Genomic DNA, 26189 nt, shown 5'->3' with positions numbered 1-26189 from the left:
AGGGAGCAGGGTCGAAGTATATGCTACGAGTAAAGGCAGTCGAGAAGATCTTAGATCTTCCCGCCCTTTTGTGTGATTTGATCCACATTCCCAATTTACATGATCAATTGATGCGCCGGGAGGTGAATACTAGAGTTGTAGTATTCTCAGGATGCGCCAATGGAAAACTCAACAAACAGACTGCATAGGAGTACCCCATGAAAAAGTTGTTTGTCACAGTCGCTGCGACTGCGCTCGTCGGGATGGCGTCTTCCGCCATGGCCGAAGAATGCGGAACAGTCACTGTTGCGGAAATGAACTGGGCATCTGCCGGCGCGATCGCGCACATCGACAAGATCATTCTTGAAAATGGATACGGCTGTAATGTTGAGTTGGTCACTGGCGACACCATGCCGACCTTCACGTCCATGAACGAGAAGGGTGAGCCGGACATGGCTCCGGAGCTCTGGATTAACGCTGTGCGTGAGCCGCTTGATAAGGCCGTCGCTGAAGGATCTCTGATCATCGGTGGTGAAATCCTGAACGAAGGTGGTGTTGAAGGCTTTTGGGTTCCGACCGCTATCGCCGAAGAGCATGACATCTACACCGTAGCTGCCGCCAAAGAGCGTCCAGATCTCTTCAAAGGCGCCGAGGACGACACCAAGGGTGGCTTCTTCACCTGTCCGACCGGTTGGAACTGCCGCATCACGACAGGTAACCTCTTCCGCGCAAACGGTTTCGACGAAGCTGGTTTCGAACTCGTAGATCCGGGTTCTGCTGCCGGTCTTGACGGGTCTTTGGCTCGTGCAAACGAGCGCGGTGAAGGTTGGCTCGGTTACTACTGGGCTCCGACAGCGATCCTCGGCAAGTACGACATGACACTGCTCGATTTTGAAGTCGAACACGACAAGGAAGAGTGGGACAAGTGTACAGTTGTTGAAGACTGCCCGAACCCGAAGCCAAACTCCTGGGTTAAATCCGAGGTGTTCACAGTTGTTACCGAAGAGTTTGCCAAAAAAGCTGGTCCGACCATGGACTACGTGAAAGGCCGGACTTGGGACAACCGGACTGCCGGTAAGGTCTTGGCATGGATGACTGACAATCAGGCGACCAACGAAGACGGCGCATACTACTTCCTTGAAAACTTTGAAGATGTATGGACCCAGTGGGTCAGCCCGGAAGTCGCTGAAAAAGTGAAAGCTTCTCTATAATCCGTTGAAGCGAAAAGGAGCCCGCATCACGATGCGGGCTCTTCATTGAGGGGCAAAGAAACGGGACGAGAGTGATGGAGTGGTTACAAGAATTCCCCGCTATGAGCCGGGGTGGCTTGCGCGAAATGCGCCAAACAATTGACGGGGCCTTTAAGGATTTTACGCGTGCCTACGGGGACGCAATCGAAAGTGCGTTTGATCCGATCAAGGACTTCCTGATCTTTTTGGAGCAACTGCTCATCAACTCGCCTTGGCCAATTATCCTGGCAGTGCTGGTTGGGATTGTTTATCTCATGAGCCGGAACACCCGAATTACAATCGGCTCCTTGGTGGCACTTTGTGTCATCGGCTATCTCGGCATGTGGGAAGACACCATGCGCACAATCGCCATGGTGACTGTTTGTACGATGATGGCGATCGTGTTGGGTATCCCGCTTGGAATTTTGATGGCCCGCTCAGATCGAATTCAAAGCATCATCAATCCAGTGCTCGATCTCATGCAGACGATGCCGAGCTTCGTTTATCTCATTCCGGTGGTCATGATTTTCGGCCTTGGCAAAGTGCCAGGCATGATTGCGGTGGTTATCTACGCCATTCCGCCGATGATCCGACTGACCAACCTCGGTATTCGTCTTGTTGACCAAGACGTTCTTGAGGCAGCAGACGCCTTCGGTTCCAGTTCTTGGCAGAAGTTGACCAATGTGCAGCTGCCACTTGCGTTGCCAACGATCATGGCTGGCGTGAACCAGACCATCATGATGGCACTTGCGATGGTTGTTGTTGCGGCTCTTATCGGCGTGAAAGGTCTCGGTCAGCCGGTGCTGAACGCCATTGCGAACCAGTATTTGACGATGGGCGTCATGAATGGTCTCGCGATCGTTGCGATTGCCATTATTTTCGACCGCGCGACCCAGGCCTACGGTAAGCGCCTTCAGAAACACTCGGAGGTGATCCATGGGTGAGGCGACAGGCATTGAGATTAAAAATCTATACAAGATTTTTGGTCCAAACGGCAAAGACATGGTGCAGCTCGTAAAGGACGGCATGTCCAAAGCCGAGCTCAACGAAAAGCACAATCACGTCTTGGGCTTGAACAACATCAACATCTCTATGCCTGGCGGTAAGATCGAGGTGGTGATGGGGTTGTCCGGGTCGGGGAAATCCACCTTGATCCGGCACATCAACCGACTGATCGATCCGACAGACGGAGAAGTGCTCTACGGTGATGAAGACGTTTGTAAGATGTCTCAGGGTGAGCTGAGGGAATTCCGTCGCCACAAAACAGCGATGGTCTTCCAGAAGTTTGCGCTCCTGCCGCACCGGACTGTCATGAAAAACACGGTCTACGGGCTGGAAATCCAGGGCGTCTCTATGAAAGAGGCTGAGGAACGGGCTGCACGATGGATCGCTCGTGTTGGCTTGGAAGGCTTTGAAGACCATTATCCGAACCAGTTGTCGGGCGGTATGCAGCAGCGTGTCGGTCTTGCCCGTGCTCTGACAAACGATGCGGACATTTTGCTTATGGACGAAGCGTTCTCAGCGCTTGATCCGTTGATCCGTATGGATATGCAGACTGTTTTGCTTGATCTTCAGGAAGAGCTTCACAAGACAATCGTCTTCATCACTCACGACCTAGATGAAGCGCTGCGGCTCGGCGACAAGATTGCGATCTTGCGCGATGGTGCAGTCATTCAGCAAGGCACTGGACAAGAGATTGTCCTGCGGCCTGCGGACGAGTACATCGCTGATTTCGTCAAGGAGGTGAACCGTGGGCGCGTGATCCTCGTCGATACAGTGATGGACAAGACGAAGACCCTCGAGGGCGGTTTGACCGTCCAGAGCGGGATTATGCTGGAAGAAGCAGCCAAGAAGTTTGCCGAAACCGGTCAAGGCGAGTGCTGTGTTGTCAACGGTGACGGAAAGCCCTTGGGTGTTTTGAACGTTCAAGACACCATCAGTGCGATGGTGACGCCAGCGTCCCACTGAAGGCTGGAAACCAGACAAAAAGAAACCCCGGTCGGTTGACCGGGGTTTTTTGTTTGCTGTGTCCCAATCGCTTAGCGTTCTGAGAACACCGTGCGCATTGCGCGCGTGACAGGGTTGAGCAGATAGGCAAGGACTGATTTGGACCCGGTCACAATCTGCGCATTCACCTGCATGCCCGGCCGGACGGGGCTGGTTACATTCCCGGTGCCGATGGTGTTGCCGGGAAAGCCAAGGTCAGCCTTGAAATAGTACTCGCCATATTCATCTTGGAAACTGGATGCTGAGATGGTTTCCACCTCCGCGACGATCGTCCCATAGATGTTCGGGTCATAGCTGGTGATCGTGATTTCAGCCTTGTCGCCCACATTGATGTGGCCGATGTCGCGTGGATTGACCTTCACCTCAGCCACCATGCTTTCGGTCTGCGGAACGATCTCCGCGATCATGTCGCCCGGATTCACAACAGCACCACGTCCGGTTTGACCCAGTGTTTTGATGTAGCCATCAACTGGAGCCCTTACGAACAAGCGATTCTGCCTGTCTTCGAGTTTCGCGATTTCCTGTGCCAGCTCAGCCCGCTCTTGAGCAATTCGAGCGCGCTCATCGGCTACATCCCGGTTCACCTCAGCGCCCGCCTGGTTCAGGCTCGCTTGAGCTTCGGTCAGCATTTCACGGGCTTGTGCCAGATTGCCGACGAGCTGTTCCAGCGTTACCTGGGAACGTTGGTATTCACCTTTTGATTCAAGATACCGGCGGCGGGATGTGTAGCCATCTTTCAGAAGGTTTTCTTGAATCTGGAATTTTTCCCGTTCCAGCTCCACTTGTGACCGTTGCAGAACAACCTGGGCCTCCAGGCTGGCCACTTCCGCACGTTTTTGTGCGACACGAGCCGTATAAGCATCCTGTTCATCGGCGACAGCTCTGCGGTTGGCTGTGAGTGCGGCACGTTGCTGTGTGCTCAAACCGCTGACTGCCGGGTCCAAACGCAGTCCAACTGTGTTCGGATCACTGAACTCTTGGGCTCTTAGCCGCTCTTCTTCGAGTTCCAGATAACTCAGGCGGCTCTGAATGCGGCCAAGTTCGGCAGTAGTGTCTTCTTTCTCGAGGCGAGCGATCGGGTCGCCTGCCATGATGAGTTGGCCTTCTTCAACGAGGATCTCACTGACAATACCGCCCTCCAGGTGTTCGACAGCAAGGATCTGACCTGCAGGCGTGATTTCACCGATCGTGTTGGCAACTTCACGGATCTGACCAATGGCTGCCCATACCAAGAGTGCCAGGGTCGCAATCGTGAGACCGATCAACAGCCGGGTGTAGAAGGCCGGTGGAACCCCGTCCTCCAATTCGAGTGGCAATCCTACTCGGCCATAAACGGCTTTGCGAAGCGGATCTGAGGTATCTTTGGCTGCCATCGGTTTCTTCCTCGGCGGTTGTCGTGAGGTGCGGCTTTTCTCAGCGCACGCTCCAATTACTTCGATTGCTGTTTCAGGACGTCGTCCAAAATCTCTGATGGCGGACCTGCCATGGTGACCATTCCGTTCTGCATGTAGACGAGCTGGTCAGCGATCCGCATGTGGCTTGGCCGATAAGTGGTCAGGATGACGGTTGATTTACCGCGAACCTGTTCAATTTTTTTCATCAGCAGCTTGTCGCCATCAACATCTAGATTGCCGGCTGGATCATCCAGAACGTAGATTGAGGCCGGCCGTACGAAGGCCCTTGCAAGCAGGATCCGCTGTTTCACGTTGTCTGGAAGCACTTGCAGAAGCTGGCCTGTAAGACGCGTCTCAACTCCCTGAGGAAGCAGCTCTGCGTAGTTGTTGAGGCCAAAGTCTTCGAATGCGCCGCGGACCTGATCATTGTCAGCTTGCGGATTGGCCATCCGGAAGTTCTGGGCGATGGTCCCGTAGAAGAAATCGTAGTGTTCGGGCGCATAGCCGATTGCATGGCGCCATTCACCCGGATCCAGCTGGCGGATATCGAGGTCATCCACCAAGACCGCCCCCATCTGTGGCCGGTAAAGCCCCAGCGTCGCACGAACCAGAGAAGTTTTCCCTGATCCACTTGGGCCTGTGATCGCAGCGACTGCGCCTTGTTCGACCTGTAAAGAGAAATTCCGCAATGCGGGTTCCTGGCGGGCCGGATAGCGAAGCACCACGTTGGAGTAGCGGACAGTACCTAGGAATTGACGATGCAAGCTCGGGAGTTTGCCAGGTTGCCGTTCCATGTCGATCTTCAAAAGACCGTTGATCCGTTCGATCGTTTGCTGGGCCTGGCCGAGCTGCGAGAAGCTCAGGAAGGCCTGATGCATCGGGTTCAACGCGCGCCAGGACAAAGCCATGACCGCGATCAAGGCGCCTTGTGTGAGGCTTTGGTTCATCACCATGATGGCGCCGAAACCCAAAACACCGATACCGCACAGAGTCATCATCATTTGCGAGATGACCTGCATGATTTGAGACAGGTGTTTTGTTTTCAGGTTCTTCTGCGCAAAATCTGCTGACAGGGCACGAAACTTGTCGATCCAAACGTCATCTGCGGACAAATTTTGGATCGCATCGCGCTTTGACAGGATTTCTACCGTGATGTTCTGGACGCGGGATTTGGCCTCACCGGCAAGGTTGATCGCACGTTTCATCCGGGGAACGATGAGAAGCGCGGCGATGATGTAGAGCCCCAGCAAGCCGAGCGGAAGCAGCGCGAGCGGGCCGCCGATCAGTGAAAGAACCACCACGAACAAAGCAGAAAATGGCAGGTCAATCAGAGCATTAGCAAGGTTGCCGTGAAATATTTCTCGGACACCGTCAAACTGCTTCAGGCGGGTGATCTGTGCGCCAATTGGTGCTGAAGTCGTCAATGGCAAAGGCAGGTGTAGGAAATGGCGGAAGGTCGTATTCGCAACGACAGCGTCCAGTCGTGCGCCAAGGTATGCTTGGAGGCGGGATTTGGTACCCTTGACCAGCCAATCCATACACAAGATCACCGCGATGCCTATCATGAGTGTAATGAGAACGGAAACGGACTTTGCGCCAATCGCTTTGTCGTAGACGTTCATCACAAACAAGGGCAGGCCGAGCGCCAACAGGTTGGCAAGAAAGCCGATTGCCATAATCGAGGTCAGCGTACCCCGAAATCTGTGAAACAATCTGGATGACCAATGTTTGAAGCCGGAAGTGGCCGTTGGATCATCTTCGGCGATCAGGAACAGCTCTGCATCCTTCAGGGCAGAGTAATCAAGATTCACAGTTTGCTGAGCTTCGCCGCTGAAAACACGAAGCCGGCCGTCCCCGCTTGGTCCAAGGCCAACACAGACATTTTGTCCGACCTTTAACAGGCAGGGAAATTGCTCCGCTGTGAGTTGCTTGATCGGCCTTGATGAGCTGGTGACCCGGTAGTTGAGCCGGGTAAGCACGGCCCGCAAATCATAGATTTCGGTGATGCCCTCAAGATGTGGCAAAGCCTCAAACAGGTGCCGCTCCATGCCGTCCCACCCAAGTGCTTCCAGCACCGGCAAGAGGCATGCTTCAGCTGCCGTGTTTCGGTCAATATGTGTGCCTGCTTGCTGGCGGACCCGGCTTGCCAGATTTAAGCGCCGGGTAGACGGGTCTGAACCCTGAATATAAGCGGAGCTGTTTTCAAACGCTGCCAGGGACATGTCAGGCTCCTTGGCTCATTTTTGGCGCTACTTTGCGTATACGCGGCTGAAGCTTGTATTTTTTTGTTGTGGCGGGTTTTACCGGTACTGATTTCAATTTCCCGTCCTCCACCAGATACTGCTTGTCAGCAATCGCCCGGAAGGATGGGCGGTGGCTGACAATGATCATCGTGAGCTGCCCTTTGATGCGTTTAAGTCCTTCCGCAAGCTCAGCTTCGCTGCGGTGATCGAGGGCGCCGTTTGCATCATCCAGGATCAAGATTTTTGGTTCTCGGGCCAAGGCACGTGCAATCGCGATCCGCTGGATCATGGAGTCCGTGAGATTTTCCTCGATGGTGTTGCCCAATTGTGTGTCGTAGCCCAGCGGGAGCAGGTGAATATCTTTTTCCAGGCCGATGAGCTCTGCGGCCATTCGTGCGGTCTGCGGCGTCGATTGGGACCCAAACAAAGTCAGATTCTGTAAGATTGTTCCGGCGAACATCTCGGAATCGTTGCCCACGTAGGCAATGTGTTTCCTCAGGCTCCAATGATCTTCACCGTACAGATCATGACCATCAAGCAAGACTGATCCCGAAGTTGGTTCCAGGCTGCCTGAAATCAATCGGGAGAGTGTTGATCGTCCGCTACCATCTTTGCCTTCAAAGGCTATCGTTTCTCCAGCATTGACGGACAGGTTCAGTCCGTGGATCGGGACGATCACGTCATGCCTTGAATCGTATCCAGCATTTTGGATCTGTACATTGCCGATGATCGGAATATTCCGCGATTGCTGCCTGTTTTGAACTGGCAGATCAAAGAGGGATTGAGCGGCACGATAATCGTGCTTGACCCGCTGCATCTCCGTCCAGTGGTTGATGCCCCGCAAAAGAGGCTGGACGACTTGGCCCGCAAGGAGCGTACATGCAGCAACAGCACCGATGCTTATGAAGCCTCCCATCACCAGCAATGCACCAGCCGATACAACGCATACCGTTGTCAGGACAGTGAAAAAGCCGCTGCTGTTGCGCGCCTTGTTGTTCAGGTCGATCTGGTCGTAACCGAGGCGGGAGACCTGGGTCTGTAGTCTTTCAAATCGCCGGAGGATCACGGGTTCAAGCGCCATCGCCTTGATCGTGTTGAGCCCAGACAGGACTTCGAAAATGAAATCGTATTTGCGTTGGTCCTGGACAGCGCGTTTTTCAACGAGCGTATTGAGTTTGGAATTCAGGTGAGCGGTCCGCAACACGAAAATCAACAACAAGACTGGCGGGATGAAACCGATCGGGCCGCCGATGAGAAACAGGACAACGAGAAAGATAAGGCTAGCCGGGAGGTCGATCGCCAAAAGGCGCGCCGGTCCGCCGTACTGGTCTCCCAAGGACTGAAGTGACTTCAGAGAGTCCAGATGCTTGGAAACACTGGCATCGGTCACGGCATCAGAACGGGAGCAGAGCAGACGGTGCGTCGCTTCCATGTTTGCTTTGTGTGTAAAGGAAGCTGCTGACCAGGCGACAACAAATGATCTAGCAATCTTCAATACCGCATCGACCGCCAGGACGATCCCAAGCCCGACAATTAGAACGACCAGTGTATCGATAGCCTGGTTTGGAAGAATTCGGTCATATACCTGAAGAATTGTTAGGGGCATTGCCAAGCCCAATACATTTATAAGTATCGAGGCCATTACCACCGAGCGCGGCAAATTTGGGGCTTTAACTTGTTCTCCTGTCTCAGATGAATGAAATTTCAGCTGAGGTAACGCAGTGTTAGCTAAAGCATTGCTGATAAAACTGACCATACTTGGCGCCTCCTAACTCTATTAAGGCGCGCAAGTGTTTCAAAAGCGTTTACCAAGAACTATGGAACTCGCTAATTTACATCAAGATATAGTGGTATTTCACAGGTTCTGGTTGGTTTTTGTTAAGACAAGCCTGCGCGAATGGCTTCATGATCTAATGGAGCTTGTGCGAGCATGGCTGATACCGACACACCGAAAACATCTGGCAAACCGACTGAAGGCGCGGGCGCAGAAGCGGCTGCACGAACCAATTCAGGTGCGAACTCGCCAAATGCTGCCCGTGCGGAAGCTCAGGCCGGTGATCCGTACAAGCCAGCGGATGGCAACGACTACTCCTTGTCCATCAATCCAGAGGACACAGGTGAGGCAACAGTTGCCAACCTCTTCCAGGCGGTGCCATTGGAATACGAAGGAAGCGGTTCCTCTCTTCACGATGGTGACGGTCTTGGCGGTGACGGCGGCTTGAATGGCGGAGCAGGCAACGATGGTCCTAGCAACGGCTTGGGTCTGGACCGCAATGATAACGTGCCGCTTCCGGATGGTCTTCAGGATGTTGCGGAAACATCTGACGGTGGTTTGGGCGATGCTGGTGGTCTCGGAGGCGGGGATGTTCCAGAAGCACGCGGCCTTGATGCCGGGCTTTCTCAATTCAATCTCGGCGGTCAAGGCATTCCGACAAGTGACGATGGCATCGGTGACGGCATTGGCGGCGGTGGAGGCGGCGGCGATGGCGGCACGACCGTTCTGGCCGACGATGACGGTGACGACGGTGGCGATGATGCCGGCGACGATGACGATGGCGGTGATGGCGACGGCGGCGGCGATGATGATCTCGGCGAACCGATCGGCCCGCTGACTGATATCAATCTCGATGTAAACTTTGTCGAAGAAAACGCAGATCCTGGAACAACTGTCGGGGTTGTCGCATTCGCAGAAGATCCTGATGGAGACGACGTTACCTATTCCATCGTCGGCGACTCGCCATTTGTTATCGATCCAGAGACCGGTGTGATTTCTGTTGGTCCCGGTGCAGTCATTGATCGAGAAGAAACGCCCGCTATCAGTGTGACGGTGCAAGCGACTTCCAGCGATGGATCGTTTGCGGTTGAGACTTTTGTCATCCAGATTGGAGACGATAATACAGAGTTTCAGATCGGGCCTGTTGTAGACACGGACACAACAGACAACTTTATTCTCGAAAATTCTGATCCAGGCACGGTTGTTGGAGTAACGGCATTCGCCGAAGATCCGGATGCAACCGATACGGTGACTTACGAAATCGTAGGCGATACGCCGTTTGTCATCGACCCGGTTACGGGTGTTATCAGCGTCGGACCCGGCGCCGAGATTGATCGCGAAACCACACCGTTTTTCGATGTAACGGTCCAGGCCACGTCCACGGATGGATCGACCTCTCAGGAGACTTTCCGGATCACCGTTGGTGACGACAATTCGGAATTTCCGGTCGGTCCGGTGATCGATACGGACGAAGACGCCAACTTCGTTCAGGAAAACGCTGTCGGAGGAACGGGCATCGATGTCACGGCCTTTGCCGAGGACCTCGATGATACAGACACGGTATCTTATGAAATTATCGGCGATAGCCCGTTTGTTATCGACCCCGTCTCAGGTGTGCTCACGGTAAAGGACGGTGCAGTCATTGACCGGGAAGAGACCCCGTTTATTGATGTGACCGTGCGGGCGACGTCAACGGATGGAACAACTTCCCAGGAAACCTTCCGGGTAGACGTTGGTGATGAGAATGAATTCGCGATCGGCCCGGTTACCGATGTTGACGATGACACAAACTTTGTCGAAGAGAATTCAGATGGCGGCACGGTTGTTGGAGTAACGGCATTCGCCGAAGATCCGGATGCAACCGATACGGTGACTTACGAAATCATTGGCGACACGCCGTTCGTCATCGATCCAACGACCGGTGTGATCACCGTCGCCCCGGGTGCTGACATCGACCGTGAAACCACGCCATTTGTAGATGTAACGGTACAGGCGACCTCGACCGACGGCTCGACGTCTCAGGAGACCTTCCGTGTCACCGTAGGTGACGCCAACGAGTTTGGCATTGGGCCGGTGACCGACACCGATGCAGAGCAGAATTTTGTCCTTGAAAATTCTGATCCAGGAACGGTCGTTGGTCTTACTGCCTTTGCAGAAGACCCGGATACAACCGACACGGTTACGTATGAAATTGTTGGCGACTCGCCGTTTGTCATTGATCCGAACAGCGGTCTTATAACTGTTGGCCCGAACGCAGATATTGACCGTGAGACAACTCCATTCATTGATGTGACTGTCAAAGCGACGTCCACTGATGGATCGACGTCTCAGGAAACCTTCCGGGTTGAGGTGGGTGATGACAACGAGGGCGACATTGGCCCAGTCGTCGATATCGATAAGTCAAACAATGACTTGAACGCTGTGGCTGAAAACGGAACTGGTGGCGAAGAAGTCGGTATTACGGCTTTCGCTGAGGATCCGGATGCAACAGACACGGTGACCTATTCGACCGATGATCCGCGGTTCGATATCGATCCGGACACCGGTGTTCTGACCGTCAAGCCAGGCGTTAGCTTCGACTACGAGCAGACCAAAGCCGTTGACGTTGAAATCACCGCGACTTCGTCGGATGGATCATCTTCAACGGGAACGTTCACTGTCAATATTCTAGATGTGAATGAAGCGCCTGATCTCACCTTTGAGACCGGCGATGTCGATGGCGTGAGCGCAACTCTTACTTTTGTATCAGAAGGTGCAAACTACAGCAGTTCGCTGGGTGTGTTCGTGATGGACGCGAACGGTGATCCGGTTGCTGGTCAAATCGTTTGGACAAACGGCAATGAGCTTACGCCGGGCGATACCGTGAATGTCGCGTTCCCGAATGTTGATGCGGCCAATATCGGTTATTTCCTTATCCCGGATGGCGCTGACCAGAACCCGGGTATTGCCGCCGGCGACATGGTGACTTTCCAGAAAGACAGTGATGGAAACTGGCAAGCCGTCGCGCAGGATGGGACACCTCTGACTGGCCAAGGTGCCGATGCCTACTTCTCTGGAGGCGCGGGCCTTAATCCAGACGGATTGGACCACACGGTCGAAAGTGGTGTCACGATCGGTTTCGAAGATTTGGTCAACAATGGCGACGAAGACTTCGATGACTTTGTCTTCCAGACCCAAACAACTGACTTTGACTACCGGACAACGATCGTTGAGGAAGTTGAAGGCGCTGAAGCAGCGCCCCTGTCGGTTATTGATCCGGACGAGGGCGACACGCACACCTTTACCGTGTCCGATGACCGGTTCGAGGTTGTTGTTTCAGGGGGCAAGTATGTCCTGAAACTGAAAGATGATCAGGCGCTTGATTACGAAACCGAGACACAGGTGAGTGTCACAGTAACGGCCACCGACTCTGGTGGATTGTCCGACACGGAAACCATCATCATTGACGTTATCGATGTCAATGAGAGCGAAGAGCCGATTGGGCCGCTCTCCGACAGCGACACGAGCGACAACCTCGTAGCTGAGAATTCCGATGCCGGAACAGTGGTGGGCGTCACGGCATTCGCGACTGATCCTGATGCCATTGACACCGTGTCGTATGAGATCGTTGATCAAGACTCTCCATTCGTGATCGATCCGACTTCTGGTCTGATCTCGGTTGCGCCGGGTGCGGACATTGACCGGGAGACGACCCCGTCTATTGATGTCACGGTCAAAGCAACGTCTACGGACGGGACGTCGACAACGAAGACCTTCACGGTTGAAGTTGGCGATGAGGATGAGTTCGACATTGGTCCGGTTTCAGATGTCGACACCAGCGACAACACCATTTCGGAGACTGCTGACGGCGGCGAAGACACCGGTATCACGGCCTTTGCCGAGGACGAGGATGCAACCGACACCGTCACTTACGAGTTGACAGGTGGCAACGATCGCTTCGAGATCGACGAAAGCTCCGGCGTTATCACGGTGAAAGACGGAGCGCAGTTTGATGCGGAGACAGAGCCGACCGTCGACGTAACCGTCAAGGCGACCTCCACGGATGGGTCTTCGTCCAGCAAAACCTTCTCGATCGACGTGACGGACGGCAATGAGCCGCCGGATCTGATCGTTGAGTTGGAGAATGCGTCCAACGAGTTGGTGATCAATGGTGGTTTCGAGAATTTCTCTGGAACCTTGAGCGGCACAGATGGCACCGGCTGGTACGACACGCCGGACACCATTGAAGGCTGGACCTACAATGACGTCGACATCCATCAATCGGCGCGTCACGGCGAGGGCACAACAGATGGCGCGCACCGCCTGGATCTGACAGCTGACGACAACGGCACGATCTCTCAGACAATCGAAGGTCAGTTGGACGGCCATGTCTACACACTGTCGTTCAATATGAACTCGCGTGGCAATCGGTCTGGCGAAGGCGTTGCCGAGGTATATTGGAACGGTGAGCTCATCGACACCATTGATCCAACCGATGGCGGGGGCGACTGGCAAAGCTACAGCTATGACATTGTTGGTGGATCTGGTGACGGCTCCAACACGCTGACGTTTGTTGAGAAGGGCTCTGACAACAGCCACGGAACCTACATCGACACCGTGTCGATCAAGGCGGATGGCCGCATCGCTATCCTGGAAGAGTTCAAGGGCGCTGAAGTCGCGCCGCTTTCTGTCATCGACCCGGATGTGGGCGATACGCACACCTTCACCGTGTCCGATGACCGGTTCGAGGTTGTGGCTGCAGATGGCAAGTATCTGCTGAAGCTGAAAGATGACCAAGCGCTCGACTATGAGACCGAGCAGCAGGTCACGGTCCAAGTGACAGCGACAGATAGCGGTGGTCTTTCCGACACTGAAACCGTCATTGTCGACGTGATCGATGTCGATGAAAACTCAGAGCCGATCGGTCCGCTGTCGGATAGCGATACCAGCGACAACCTGGTTGCGGAAAACTCCGATGCTGGCACTGTTGTTGGCGTAACGGCGTTTGCGACCGATCCGGACGCGGCCGATGACGTGACCTACGAGATCGTTGATCAAGACTCTCCGTTTGTGATTGATCCGACGTCTGGCGTGATCTCTGTCGCACCGGGTGCGGACATTGATCGCGAGACGACTCCGTCGATCGACGTCACGGTCAAAGCAACGTCGACGGACGGGACTTCGACGACGAAGACCTTCACGGTTGAAGTCGGTGACGAAGACGAGTTCGACATCGGTCCTGTTTCAGATGTCGATACCAGTGACAACACCATTTCTGAGTCTGCTGATGGCGGCGAAGACACCGGCATCACCGCTTTTGCCGAGGACGAGGATGCGACTGACACCGTCACCTATGAGTTGACAGGTGGCAACGATCGCTTCGAGATTGACGAAAGCTCCGGCGTTATCACGGTGAAAGACGGTGCGCAGTTTGATGCGGAAACAGAACCGACTGTCGACGTGACCGTGAAGGCAACGTCCACGGATGGATCTTCGTCCAGTAACACTTTCTCGATTGATGTCACAGACGGCAACGAGCCGCCGGATCTCGTTGTTGAGTATGGCGACATCGGCACCAACCTCATCAAAAACGGTTCGTTCGAGTCCTTCGATGTTGCCACCGGAAAGTGGAATCAATTTTCGGAAGACAGTTCAGGTGCCTGGACGAGTAACGGCAAAATGGAGGTCTGGGACAACTTCGGCGGTATAAAAGCCACCGAGGGTGACCAGCATCTCGAGTTGGATTCTGAAAAGAACGTCAATTCGATTTCCCAAACCGTCGAGACGTCGGTGGGTCAGGTTTATGACCTTTCATTCGATGTCCAGGCGCGCAGGGATGATGCCTCCAACACCGTCGAGGTTTATTGGAACGGTGAACTGGTTTCCACTGTCGATCCAGCTTTCGGCAACTGGGAAACGCTTGAGGTCCAGGTTGTCGGAACAGGCGGCAATGACGTCCTTGAGTTCCGTGAAACCAGTGAAGACAACAACACCTATGGCGCGTTCATTGATAACGTCGAGCTGACCGGCACAAACCGGATCGGCGTCTATGAAGAATTGGAAGGTGCCAAGGTTGTTCCGCTCTCCGTCATCGATCCTGATGTGGGTGACACGCATACTTTCACAGTGTCCGACGACCGCTTCGAGGTGGTTGCCGCCGACGGCAAGTATCTGCTGAAGCTGAAAGACGACCAGGCGCTCGATTATGAGACCGAGCAACAGGTGACTGTCCAGATCACGGCAACCGACACCGGCGGTCTGTCCGATACGGAAACAGTGGTAATCGACGTCATCGACATTGACGAGGGTGCGGAACCAATCGGCCCGCTGACCGACAGCGACGCTACTTCGAACCTGGTTGCGGAAAACTCCGATGCTGGCACCGTTGTTGGTGTGACAGCGTTTGCGACCGATCCGGATACGTCTGACGATGTCACTTATGAGATCGTAGATCAGAACTCTCCATTCGTGATCGACCCGACGTCTGGTGTGATCTCGGTCGCTCCGGGTGCGGATATCGACCGCGAGACCACGCCGACGATTGACGTTACGGTCAAGGCGACGTCCACAGACGGGACGTCCACAACGAAGACCTTCACGGTTGAAGTGGGTGATGAAGATGAGTTCGACATCGGTCCTGTTTCAGATGTCGATACCAGTGAAAACACCATTTCTGAGTCTGCTGATGGCGGCGAAGACACCGGCATCACCGCTTTTGCCGAGGACGAGGATGCGACCGATACGGTCACCTATGAGCTGACTGGCGGCGGTGACCGCTTTGAGATTGATGAGACCTCGGGTGTTATCACTGTCAAAGATGGTGCTCAGTTCGATGCCGAGACCGAGCCGACTGTCGATGTGACGGTAAAGGCGACCTCAACGGATGGATCTTCCTCCAGCCAGACGTTCTCGATCGACATCACGGACGGCAACGAGCCGCCGGATCTCATCGTTGAGCTGGAAAGCGGTTCGCAGCAGTTCATCATCAACGGCAGCTTTGAGAACTTTGACGGACAGTTGGGCGGCTCGGATGGGTCTGGCTGGTACCAGGATCCGAATTCGATTGAAGGCTGGACCTACGACAACGTTGATGTCCATCAGGCGGGCCACAACAACTTCGGTGCCACTGACGGCAATCACCATCTGGATTTGGCTTCGGTCACGAACGGTTGGGCATCCCAGCAGATCGAAGGCCAGATGGAAGGTCAGGTCTACGAGCTTCAGTTTGACATGAAGTCTCGGGGTGGTGTCGGCCAGAGTGTTGCCGAGGTTTACTGGAATGGTGAGCTGATCGACACGATTGATCCGGCGACCACGGGAACCGGCTGGCAGACCTACAACTTCAACATTGTCGGTGGATCCGGTGACGGCTCCAACACGCTGACCTTTGTCGAAATCGGGTCTGACAACAATGGCGGAGCACTGATCGACAGCGTTTCCATCGTCTCAGACAATCGCACAGCTGTTGTTGAAGAGTTCTTCGGCGCGGAAATCGCTCCGTTGTCGGTCATTGATCCTGACATAGGCGACACCCACACGTTCACGGTGTCCGATGACCGGTTTGAAGTTGTTGTCTCTGGCGACAAGTACACGCTCAAGTTGAAGGACAATCAGGCACTCGATTATGAAACTGAAACGCAGGTTACCCTGGAAGTAACTGCGACTGATCAGGGCGGTTTGTCTGATACGGAAGTGGTGGTGATTGATGTCATTGACGTCGATGAGACCAACACACCGCTCACAGATCTCATCGACAGCGACACATCGGATAATGTGATCGCCGAGGGCGCGACGGCAGGCACTGTTGTTGGTTTGACGGCGTTTGCAAATGAGCCGGATGCCGGGGACAGCGTGACCTACGCAATCACTGATCCGCGTTTTGAGATTGACCCGGACACCGGTGTGGTGACCGTTGCGGACAATGCCAGCTTTGATGCGGAGCAAACACCGTTTATCGATCTGGACGTTACGGCAACCTCTACAGATGGATCCAGTGTTACTGAGACATTCCGGATTGATGTCACGGAGTTTGACGAGCCGCCAGTGGCAAATGACGATGCGGCGACAGTCGGGCTGACCAAGACATCTTTCTACTACAGCGATGATGACGGTGAAATCCACCTGATCAGTTCGGATGGTTCCGACGTTGTGATCGGGTCGACGGGTGTTGGTGCGATGACCGACATTGCGCTGGACAGTGCCGGAAATCTCTATGGCATCAGCTTCAGTAAGCTTTACTCCATTGATCCGGATACTGGCGAGGCGTCGCTTATTTCAACCTCTCGGTTCGGAACGTCGATGAACGCTTTGGAGTTCGGGCCGGATGGTACGCTCTACGCTGCGGACACTTCTGGGAAACTGTACTCAGTCGACTTTAACGATGGCAGCCTGACCACGATCGGGCAGATGGACTATGGTTCTGCCGGTGATTTGGCCTTTGCCAACGGCAGTTTGTACCTGTCAACATCCACCGGCAAAATCGTGGAAATCGATCCGGATACCGGGGCGACCATTGATGTTGTTGCGACCTTGCCGGTGTCCAACGCCTTTGGGTTGGTCGGTGACGATGGCGGGCAACTCTACGCCTTCACCAATGGCGGCCGCGTTTATCAGATCGACCCGGAGACGGGGACTGTGTCTGTTCCGGATGACTATGTCATGAACGACAGTGGTTGGGGCGCAACGGAGACTGCCGACTCGTCCGGTCAGACAGCAAAAGTGGAAGGCAATGTCCTGACCAATGACACGGATGCGGAAGGTGCTCTGACGGTCACGAACGTCTCCTTCGACGGCCAGGATTATGCGCCGGGCTCGACCATCCCAGGTGACTACGGATCGCTGCTGATCAACTCTGACGGTACGTACACCTACATCCTTGATCCCGACAGCCCCGCCGCGCAGGCACTTGGCCAAGGGGAATCCGATGTCGAAGTGTTCACGTACACCGTCACCGACAGTGGTGGGAACACGGACACTGCAAACCTGAAGATCACCGTCAACGGATATGATGATGGACCGGCAGTGCCGAACACAGATATCGGCCCGGTTCAGGATGCCGATTCTGCCAAGAACCTTGTTGCCGCCTCTGTTGCAGCGGGGGCGTTGGTTGGGTTGACGGCGTTTGCAGAAGATGCAGATGCCGCAGACACGGTGACCTACACGATCGACGATAGCCGGTTCGACATTGATGAAGACACCGGAGTTGTGACCGTGGCTGATGGCGCAACCCTGACACCGGGTGAAACCATCGATGTTGTCATCACGGCAACGTCCAGCGATGGATCAGAGTCTTCCGGAACTTTCCCGATTGACGTGGTTGCCGGTAGCAACGCTGCCCCGGATCTCATCGTTGGCAATCCGGTTAATGTGACCGAAAATTCTGCTGGCGCGGGAGTGGTGGCACTCTCTGTTGTCGATCCGGACGTCGGAGACACCCATACGTTCACTGTATCTGATGATCGCTTTGAGGTCGTGCCGGATGGCAACGGATACATGTTGAAACTGAAAGATGGGGTCGAACTCGATTACGAAGAAGAGCAAAGCATCACACTTGATGTAACGGCGACCGACAGCGGTGGACTTTCAGATACGGAGACCATCACGCTGGATATCATCGATGTTGACGATACAGATGATGATTTGCCGCCAGTCGCCGGTGATGATGATGATGACGATGATCGCGACGATGATGACGATGAGCGCGACGACGACAATGAGCTCGCAGCTTCCTCGGCTAGCCGCTTCAGCAATGATGGCGATGATGATGACGAGAGCGAAGATGAAGACAGCAATGTCATCGAACTCCCGACATTCCAGGTTGGCACGGAAGATGACGATGAGCTGGTTGGCGAAGATGCCAATGACGCCTTGTTCGGCAAGGGTGGTGACGACATCTTGAGCGGTGAGGGAGGCAGCGACGCTCTCTTTGGCGGCCCGGGTGATGACACGCTCGATGGTGGCCCAGGTGACGACAGCATGAATGGTGGTGACGGCTCCGACGTCTTTGCCTACATGCTGGGCGACGGCAACGACTCCATCTACGGCGGTGCCGGTGAAAACTGGATTGATATCATTGATCTCGGTGACGGCACGAATGGCACCCAAATCGGTGAATACGGCACCGACTGGTCGGTGACCGTGACCGATGGGAGCATTGAGAATGTCGATCCACTCAACGGTGAAGTGTCATTGTCTCAAGACTCCGGTGGCCACATCGATCTTGCAGACGGCGGCCGCGTCGACTTTGCCGAGATCGAGGGTATCCAATACTCCTGATCCGGACAGCTTCTAAAGCACAAAAAAGCGGGCCTTGCAGCCCGCTTTTTTAATGTCGGCAGCTTGACCGTCTATTGGATCGGAGGAAGCGCTTCTGCTTGGATGATCACCGGTTCGGTCTCTGCAATCTCAATGACGCCAGACTGGAACGGATCATTCTCCGTCGGCCCGAGACGCAAATCCCACGTATTGAATTCAGGGATAATCCGGGACGGCGGCGCCGGCCTCTCTTCGATAATAGCGAAGTGCTGCGGTGCCAGTCGGCCGATATTGGCCAGCAGGAAAAAGTCCGCGATTTTCGCGTCATACTGGGCCCGGACGTAGTCGACCTGGCTCAATAGCAACTCACGTTCACCGTCCAGCACGTTGAGCAATGTGCGTTGGCCGCTTTCAAACTCGACTTGAAGACCTTTGACAGCGCGCTTGTTGGCTTCGATCGCGCGGACACCAGCTTTGGCCCGAAGGCGCGCCGCCGCGCGTTGCTTCATGGCACGAATGACGTTCTCGCGGATAATCTGTTGCGTATCATCCAGCTCATACTCTTCCTGCGCTGCGGTGTATTTGGCACGCTTCACTGATGCAATGTTTCGACCACCGGTGAAGAACGGAGCCGTCACCCGAATGCCGAGCCGGTAGTCTTCCCGATCGCGGTCGCTGAAATCGCGCCGGTATCCATTCGACCATTCGCCTTCCAAGGAAACCCGGGGCAGCATGTCGCCAACTGAGGCGCGCGCAGCATATCGTGCCGCCCGCGCGTCATTCATCGCGGCGCGAATGGACGGATTGTTCTGAAAAGCAACTGTGATGGCATCATCAAGACCAGCAGGTTCGATGGTCTTGGGGATGCCCGGCCAGCCAATTTTTCCAGGTTTTTGCCCGGTGAGGCGTTCATAGAGCGCTTCTGACGCTTCCAAATCGCCAACAGCCTGGTCCTTGTTCCCTTGAGCTTCCGCAAGGCGGGCAAGAGCCTGTTCGATGTCGGTACGCGTGGCATCGCCAGATTTGTAACGTGCTCGTGCAGCATTCACCTCACGCTGCACAACATTTGTGTAAGACTTCAAATAAGCCAGTACGCCGCGGTCCCGGACCACACGCAAATAGGCGTCGGCTGTGTTGAACAATAGCGTCTGTTCGGCACCGATGAGCTGGTTGCGGCCGGATTGGGCTTCTTCATGGGCCTGATTGAGTCGGTTTACACCGGCAAAACCCTGGAAGAGCGTCTGCGACATGGAGACGCCAAGCTCGTGGAAGTACTCCCGGTCACTTGACAATGTGTCCCGAGTGTTCCGGAACGAATTGTGTTCGCCGATGTAACTGCCGGTCACTGTCGGAAGGAACTCTGAACGCGCAGTCCAGACACCTTGGTTGGTCGCTTGATATCTGGACCGTTCTGCTTTCAGGCCGGGGTTCAAGGCATATGCAGCGCCCATCGCTTCTTCGAGGGACTGGGCGTATGAGGGAGCGCCTGACATCAAAACGCCGACCAAAGCAGCGCTCGCCATCAGCAATCGCGAGAGCGTTTGCCGATCGTTGCGTCTACTTTTTCCAGTTGTCGAAGATGCGTTCGAGTTTGTCATAGCAGCACCGTTTTCGTTATCTGCTACTAAGGTAAAGTTTTATAGTTAATCAAAGGTAATTGTAATCAATTGTTTATCGTTAATGCCTGTCAATAAAATAGTAGATATCATATTGTAATAATTGTCTAGAATATTAATTTTTGAATTGTTTTTGTTAATGTTCAAATATTTTCAAGGTCTGTGGGATGAAATTCTTTATCCGGCGCGTCTTTTTTCGGTTTCTCGTGCCGACTTGATTTGGCCTGGCAACAGGTGCTTTCCGAAGAGGAAGCCTTGCACTTGCTGGCAACCCATTTCTTTCAAAAAGTTCAATTGCTTTTCAGTTTCGACGCCTTCGGCGATAACGGGTATACCAAAGCTGTGTCCTAGCAAAACAGCGGAGCGCAAGATCGCCCTGGCTTGCGGGCTGTCCTCAAGAGATTGAGTGAAAACACGGTCGACTTTCAACTTGTCGAACGGAAATGCCTGCAAGGTGTTGAGAGAGGAATAACCAGTTCCATAATCGTCCATCGCCACCCGAACTCCCATTTCGCGTAACGCAATAATGGTTTGAAGTACTCGGCTGTGGTCTTCGATAGGGGTGCTTTCGGTCAGTTCTATTTCAAGGCGATGCGGTTCCAATCCTGTTTCCATGAGCACTGTTGAGACCAGGCCACTGAAATCACTGCGGGTAAACTGCGAGGGGGATGCGTTGACGGAAACTGCGACCGGGTCTTGCCAGTCAGCAGCGGCGCGGCAGGCCTCCCGCAGCACCCAGGCACCAATATCCAGAATGATGCCCGAGCGTTCGGCAATCGGAATAAAGTCCTCTGGAGGAATTTGTCCCTTCTCCGCGTGGCGCCATCGTACGAGGGCTTCGTAGCCTACAAGTTCACCGGTTTTGGTTTGGTTCTGTTTCTGGAACAAAAGGTTCAGCTGATTGTCCAGAGTGGCGTAACGAAGGTCTGCCGCCAATGCGGCTTCCCAACGATTGTTTTCCTCCATGCCGGTGACGTAAGGTTGAATGGAATTCCCACCGATGGATTTTGCCCGTTTCGCCGCAAGGTTTGCGCGTTGGACCAGCTGTGCCAGGTTCTCACCATCCCTTGGCGATACTGCGACACCAATGCTGCACTGAATAGAGAGCCGGTAGGTTGCTGTTTGTATGGGGCGTCTGGCCATATCGCGGACCTGACGGGCTAAACTGGTTGCTTCGTCCAAGGTATTTACAGTCGGGTTTATGATGAGAAACTCGTCACCATAAAACCTTGAAATGACGATGGGGTCTGCGAATTCTTCCCGGAAAAGACTGGCCATTTGCTTCAAGACTGCGTCGCCGGTCGCGTAGCCGTGTAGCTCGTTCACTGTTTTGAACTGGTCAAGGCTGACAAGAACCACTGCGCAGATTTTTTGGTTTTGGCTAGCTTCCTTGAGCAATTGTTCTGCAATGTTCTCGACATAATGCCGGTTTGGAAGGTGGGTGAGGGGATCCTGCAAGGCCAAATGCTGGTAGGTTCTGCGGGACAAGTGTTTGTAGTGATGTTCCAGAACATCTCCAGATGCCGCGAAAACAGCACAGAGCGCGGGTAGCAAAACAGAAACAACCAGGGTCTGGGACACCGGCAACAAGTTCATTCCCGGCGGAAACCAGTATGGGACCTCAGGTGGAACCGAGGTTGGTGAGGCAAGGAGGCACACGACTGCCGGGATGGAGATAAAACAGACACCCTGGACCAGTTTGGTCTTAGCAGCTGCGTCAAGGGCCACAGGAAAAAGCGCGGCTCCGAACACGGTGCCAAGGATGATTGGCCAGATGGCTGAAAGTCCGGCTCCTGCCTGCATGCCGGCAACCTTGTAGGAAAAACCAATCATTAAAAAGGTTGTTGCGACACCTGCTCCATAAACAATGCCGCTGATGACCTGCATCACCAGGTTTTTAGCCAACTGTGGGAGCCAGATGCTCACAAAAGTGCCGGTTGTTGCGATAAACAAGGCGGCCATGAGCGTCGCAAACTGAAATCCCGTCTGTGACGATGGAATAGGTGCGGCTGCGGCAAACACACCGGCAGCCCACAGCGAAGTGCCAAGCACCAAAGAGACCCAGATCAATCGAATAGTCCGCGCTTTTCCGGCGCTCTTGTTTAGCCTTCCAATGAGTTGAACAGAGAAGACCGCTCCGGCGATGCAAAGCGCAAGCGAAAAAATCAAGAGAACAGAATTGTAGTTTGACGATATTACAGCTGTCGCCAAGTTCATATAGGCCCCCACGTACTCCGTGAGAGGTTAAGTTAAAAGTAATAACAAACAGTTTTTATGTAAATCTATAATATTGTCTTTTTTATCTATTGTAATAATTTCGCATATTTGTTTTTAGGCCAGGAATTTTTGGAGCGCTGTAGGCGCTTGTAGGCGACATCAAATTCGGTGGTCAGGCGCCAATGAAGGGTGGTTTCCCGAAAGGTGTTCATAAAAGGCTCTCAAGGTGATCCTGATTTGAGGCAGCGTGTCTTCGAAGGCCGAATTTAGCTTTCCAAGCTTATCGCACCCCACCTGTCGTCTCGTGTATTCGTCTCTATATATTGGCAGTTTTACGAATTATTTTATGTTGAGTGTATTTCTAATTTATTAATTAATAACAATGCCTTAGATCGAATATGGTGGCATCTATTCCGTTGCGTAACGTGTTTAAATAAAATCTTAATGATAAAATTTACAAGCCAGAATGAATTTGGCCTCAGAACCGTCCCTCAACAAACTCGTTTGATGCAATTCTGCTGCTTCTGGTATGCCAATGAGACGGCCAGGAGCGGTAGCGTCTGTCCAAAGCGGGTTTCGTGCCGTGCCACAAGAACCAGGTTCGCCCGCCAATGCTTGCTCGTGTCAAAGAGACCCGCGTTAACAACGCATATGAAAAACTTAAAACAGATATACTTAGCGGTGAACTTGCGCCCGGATTTCAGGCGCCCGAACCAGAGATAGCTGCCCGTCTTGAAATGAGCCGCACACCAGTCCGCGAAGCGTTGATCCGTTTGGAGTCAGAAGGGTTGGTGTCGTTGATCCCGCGGCGGGGGGCGAAGGTGTTGTCCATCCAGCTTCAAGACCTGACAGAGGTGATGGAAATCCTCGCGGCGCTTGAGGGGCTGGCGGCCTCACTTCTTGCTCGACTTGAAAACAAAGCCGATGCGCTTGCAGAGTTGGAGTGTGCGTCGACGGCCGCGTTGCTTGCGCGGGAACAGAACGATCTAAATGGATGGATTGATCAAGACGACCGCTTTCACAGGATAATTGCCAGATACAGCAATGCACGCCTTGAGCGGGAAATCGGTTTGAATCTGGATCAGATTCATCGGGCGGTCCGCGTTCTCACACGAATGAACGGTGCTCCTGTTGAGGCGGATGCAGATCATCGCTCTTTAATAGAGGCTTTCTCAGGTGGCAATGAGAAAGCAGCAAGCGAAATAGCCCAGGCTCATAGATTGAGTGCCTTGCAAGCACTGATATCTGTTTTCGAACGTAGCGGCGTTTCGCAATTGTGATTTTTTCCAGCAGCTTATCGATAACTCGGTGTTTTTAGATTGAAAAGGGTTCCGGCGCGGATTCGATCTCTACAAAACGGGCACCGCTGACTTGCGAGGAAGCCTCTAGAGCACAATTGATTTCTGTTTCTGAGGGGTGACGGTAGCCAGACGCTCTCCCGGCGTTTTGCAGCAATTTTCAATCTCACGGCTGAAACTGTCATAGCATTTTCATATGAGCGTCGAATAAGGTTCATATGAAAATGATTGATTGTTGGGAACAGCCGCTGAGCGGTTCGATCCAGATTTGTTTGTACCTGGTCGGACGAGATATGGCAGCGGCGGCAGGAATGTTGGGTGCGTCGTATGCTCGGGCAAATTGATATCACAAAACGGCAGGCAGAGATTGCTGATCTGGTTCAAAAAGCCGGATTTGCCTCAGTTGAGGAATTGGCCGAGCGGTTTGAAGTGACAACCCAGACAATTCGCCGCGATGTAAACGGACTTTGTGAACTTGGAATTTTGCGCCGGACCCACGGTGGCGTCGAGCCACCAGCGCGCGCTGCCAACATCCACTACTCCACCCGGCAGATTCTGAACCTTCCGGGCAAGCAGGATATCGCCCGTCAGGTCGCAGCTCGGGTTGAAAACAATCAGTCGATAGCTTTTTCCATTGGTACAACGCCTGAGATCGTGATGCAGGCTTTGACCGGTCACGAGAATCTGGCGGTCTTCACCAACAATTTGAACGTAGCGTTCAGTGCATCAAGCAATCCGTCTTTTCAGGTAACGATTGCGGGTGGCCGGCTGCGCTACGGCGACAGGGATGTTCTTGGGTCATCTGCCCAGTCGTTTTTTGCGAACTACAAGGTGGATATCGGCATCTTTGGTGTTGCCGGGGTCGATGAAGACGGCACGCTGCTTGACTTCCATGAAGACGAGGTCGCGGCCCGTCAGGCTATTCTGGCCAATTGCCGGACTTCCTATCTTGTTCTCGACAACAGCAAGTTTGGCCGGAGTGCCCACGTTCGGGGCGGCCACTTGAGCGACGTCACAGATATTTTCACCGACAAACCTGTGCCTCAGGCCTTTCTGGAGAGTTTGAAAGATGCACAGACCATTGTTCATCTCCCCGGATCGGCGGAGGGTGAACAATGACAGACCTGAACCTGTCCAGTGCCGGTAAGCCGATCGTTCTGGAGAACATCTCCCGGGTCTGGGGGGAGACGGTGGCCGTCGATAACCTCAGCATCACAATGCCCGCAGGGTCTTTTACAGCTCTTTTGGGGCCGTCCGGTTGTGGCAAATCCACAACCTTGAGGATGATCGCCGGACTGGAAAGCGTTTCGTCGGGAAGCATCAAGATTGGTGAAAGCGATGTGACCCATACACCGTCATCAAAGCGCGATTTGTCTATGGTGTTTCAGTCCTATGCATTGTTCCCGCACCTGTCGGTCGCAGAGAACATCATCTTCGGATTGAAGGTGCGCCGCGTTGGCCGTGCGGAACGCGATGAGCGCTTGCAGAAAGTCGCTGACCTTCTGGGCTTGTCCCAGCTTCTGGAGCGGAAACCCGGCCAGCTTTCCGGCGGTCAGCAGCAGCGGGTTGCGCTGGGCCGGGCGATTATCGGCGAGAAGCCGATCTGTTTGATGGACGAGCCGCTGTCCAACCTTGATGCTAAACTTCGCCACGAAATGCGGGTGGAAATCCGTGCGCTGCAGCGGCAGCTCGGTTTTACCATGGTCTATGTCACCCACGATCAGGTTGAAGCCATCACAATGGCGGACCAGGTCGTCCTGTTAAACAAAGGGCAATTGGTTCAGGCCGCAGGGCCGCGGACGCTTTATGATCGGCCGGCCACACCCTTTGCAGCCCGGTTTATCGGCACGCCGCCGATGAATTTGTTCCCGGCAGCGGCCTTTCGAAAACTCGAAAATGCGCCATCGCACAAGTTGGGTGTTCGCCCGGAAGCCATGCGCCGGCAGGCAGGTGGCCCACTGGAGGCGACGATCCGTACGGTCGAATATCTTGGAGCGGACATTCTCGCCGACTGCGTTGTTGCTGATACGGCGTTTCAAGTCCGGTTGGCGACCGCAGATCCGGTTACACCCGGTCAGTCCATTGAACTCGGCTTTGAGCCGGATGCCTTGCACGTCTTTGATGCGCAGTCCGGTGCGCGCCGGGATGATCTTGTTTCTGAAATTGGGGCGCAGTTGCGCTCCTGACAGTCTACGTGGG

General features: G+C 54.0%; 13 protein-coding genes and 1 pseudogene. 9 read left to right on the top strand and 5 right to left on the bottom strand.

Annotation, left to right across the window (positions count from 1 at the left end; genetic code table 11):
- Nucleotides 1-197 precede the first annotated feature (197 nt).
- From RBB44_RS12830 to RBB44_RS12820, 3 genes are all read left to right on the top strand, one after another.
- Entirely contained in the window at nt 198-1190 is a 993-nt protein-coding gene (locus RBB44_RS12830) for a glycine betaine ABC transporter substrate-binding protein (protein ID WP_306147736.1), read from the top strand.
- Nucleotides 1191-1264: 74 nt separating this feature from the next.
- Entirely contained in the window at nt 1265-2152 is an 888-nt protein-coding gene (locus tag RBB44_RS12825) for a proline/glycine betaine ABC transporter permease (protein ID WP_306147735.1), read from the top strand.
- Nucleotides 2145-3176: a glycine betaine/L-proline ABC transporter ATP-binding protein gene (locus RBB44_RS12820; RefSeq protein ID WP_209174747.1), complete on the top strand. Its 1032-nt coding sequence runs from the start codon at nt 2145-2147 to the stop codon at nt 3174-3176. The genes RBB44_RS12825 and RBB44_RS12820 overlap by 8 nt, the downstream gene beginning before the upstream one ends.
- Nucleotides 3177-3247: 71 nt before the next feature.
- Here RBB44_RS12820 and RBB44_RS12815 read toward each other — a convergent pair whose 3' ends face one another.
- From RBB44_RS12815 to RBB44_RS12805, 3 genes are read right to left on the bottom strand one after another with little or no spacing between them, the layout of a single operon-like run.
- Nucleotides 3248-4588 (bottom strand): HlyD family type I secretion periplasmic adaptor subunit, encoded by a 1341-nt coding sequence (locus RBB44_RS12815; protein WP_133951565.1) that lies wholly within the window; start codon nt 4586-4588, stop codon nt 3248-3250.
- A gap of 56 nt (nt 4589-4644) precedes the next feature.
- Nucleotides 4645-6831 carry a peptidase domain-containing ABC transporter gene (locus RBB44_RS12810; protein WP_306147734.1) on the bottom strand — a complete coding sequence of 729 codons (2187 nt, stop codon included), beginning with the start codon at nt 6829-6831 and terminating at the stop codon, nt 4645-4647.
- 1 nt (nt 6832) lies between these two features.
- Nucleotides 6833-8608, bottom strand: coding sequence for a peptidase domain-containing ABC transporter (locus RBB44_RS12805; protein ID WP_306147733.1), 1776 nt, complete (start codon nt 8606-8608; stop codon nt 6833-6835).
- 1090 nt (nt 8609-9698) lie between these two features.
- Between RBB44_RS12805 and RBB44_RS25530 the strand changes: the two genes are divergently transcribed.
- The gene (locus tag RBB44_RS25530) at nt 9699-9776 is read left to right on the top strand and encodes a hypothetical protein (RefSeq protein ID WP_371932253.1); all 78 of its coding nucleotides are present in this window, start codon (nt 9699-9701) and stop codon (nt 9774-9776) included.
- A gap of 98 nt (nt 9777-9874) precedes the next feature.
- Entirely contained in the window at nt 9875-18880 is a 9006-nt protein-coding gene (locus RBB44_RS12800; RefSeq protein WP_371932252.1) for a cadherin domain-containing protein, read from the top strand.
- A gap of 71 nt (nt 18881-18951) precedes the next feature.
- Here the strand turns inward: RBB44_RS12800 and RBB44_RS12795 are convergent, their stop codons facing one another.
- On the bottom strand, nt 18952-20382 hold the full coding sequence (locus tag RBB44_RS12795) for a TolC family outer membrane protein (RefSeq protein WP_306147731.1): 1431 nt from the start codon (nt 20380-20382) through the stop codon (nt 18952-18954).
- Between the two features lie 270 nt (nt 20383-20652).
- On the bottom strand, nt 20653-21933 hold the full coding sequence (locus RBB44_RS12790; protein WP_306147730.1) for a bifunctional diguanylate cyclase/phosphodiesterase: 1281 nt from the start codon (nt 21931-21933) through the stop codon (nt 20653-20655).
- A gap of 1370 nt (nt 21934-23303) precedes the next feature.
- Between RBB44_RS12790 and RBB44_RS25525 the strand changes: the two are divergent.
- The 4 genes and pseudogenes from RBB44_RS25525 to RBB44_RS12775 form a co-directional block, all read left to right on the top strand.
- A pseudogene (locus RBB44_RS25525) lies at nt 23304-23504 on the top strand (GntR family transcriptional regulator); the annotation flags it as partial.
- A 45-nt stretch (nt 23505-23549) separates the two neighbouring features.
- Complete coding sequence (locus RBB44_RS12785) at nt 23550-23972, top strand: FCD domain-containing protein (protein WP_306147729.1); 423 nt, start codon at nt 23550-23552, stop codon at nt 23970-23972.
- A gap of 345 nt (nt 23973-24317) precedes the next feature.
- The gene (locus RBB44_RS12780) at nt 24318-25109 is read left to right on the top strand and encodes a DeoR/GlpR family DNA-binding transcription regulator (RefSeq protein ID WP_133951579.1); all 792 of its coding nucleotides are present in this window, start codon (nt 24318-24320) and stop codon (nt 25107-25109) included.
- Nucleotides 25106-26176, top strand: coding sequence for an ABC transporter ATP-binding protein (locus tag RBB44_RS12775; RefSeq protein ID WP_306147728.1), 1071 nt, complete (start codon nt 25106-25108; stop codon nt 26174-26176). The genes RBB44_RS12780 and RBB44_RS12775 overlap by 4 nt, the downstream gene beginning before the upstream one ends.
- The last annotated feature ends 13 nt before the right edge of the window (nt 26177-26189 follow it).

Source organism: Roseibium sp. MMSF_3247 (assembly GCF_030733765.1).
Taxonomy (GTDB): Bacteria; Pseudomonadota; Alphaproteobacteria; order Rhizobiales; family Stappiaceae; genus Roseibium.
The sequence above is the reverse complement of the archived record's forward strand: the minus strand, read 5'-3'. Positions and strand labels throughout refer to the sequence as shown.

What these genes read in the sequence shown, in the direction of transcription:
- RBB44_RS12795 (WP_306147731.1), bottom strand. Translation starts at nt 20,382, where the DNA reads ATGGCGAGCGCTGCTTTGGTCGGCGTTTTGATGTCAGGCGCTCCCTCA.
- RBB44_RS12820 (WP_209174747.1), top strand. Translation starts at nt 2,145, where the DNA reads ATGGGTGAGGCGACAGGCATTGAGATTAAAAATCTATACAAGATTTTT.
- RBB44_RS12815 (WP_133951565.1), bottom strand. Translation starts at nt 4,588, where the DNA reads ATGGCAGCCAAAGATACCTCAGATCCGCTTCGCAAAGCCGTTTATGGC.
- RBB44_RS12805 (WP_306147733.1), bottom strand. Translation starts at nt 8,608, where the DNA reads ATGGTCAGTTTTATCAGCAATGCTTTAGCTAACACTGCGTTACCTCAG.
- RBB44_RS12825 (WP_306147735.1), top strand. Translation starts at nt 1,265, where the DNA reads ATGGAGTGGTTACAAGAATTCCCCGCTATGAGCCGGGGTGGCTTGCGC.
- RBB44_RS12785 (WP_306147729.1), top strand. Translation starts at nt 23,550, where the DNA reads ATGGAAATCCTCGCGGCGCTTGAGGGGCTGGCGGCCTCACTTCTTGCT.
- RBB44_RS12810 (WP_306147734.1), bottom strand. Translation starts at nt 6,831, where the DNA reads ATGTCCCTGGCAGCGTTTGAAAACAGCTCCGCTTATATTCAGGGTTCA.
- RBB44_RS12780 (WP_133951579.1), top strand. Translation starts at nt 24,318, where the DNA reads ATGCTCGGGCAAATTGATATCACAAAACGGCAGGCAGAGATTGCTGAT.
- RBB44_RS12830 (WP_306147736.1), top strand. Translation starts at nt 198, where the DNA reads ATGAAAAAGTTGTTTGTCACAGTCGCTGCGACTGCGCTCGTCGGGATG.
- RBB44_RS12775 (WP_306147728.1), top strand. Translation starts at nt 25,106, where the DNA reads ATGACAGACCTGAACCTGTCCAGTGCCGGTAAGCCGATCGTTCTGGAG.
- RBB44_RS25530 (WP_371932253.1), top strand. Translation starts at nt 9,699, where the DNA reads ATGGATCGTTTGCGGTTGAGACTTTTGTCATCCAGATTGGAGACGATA.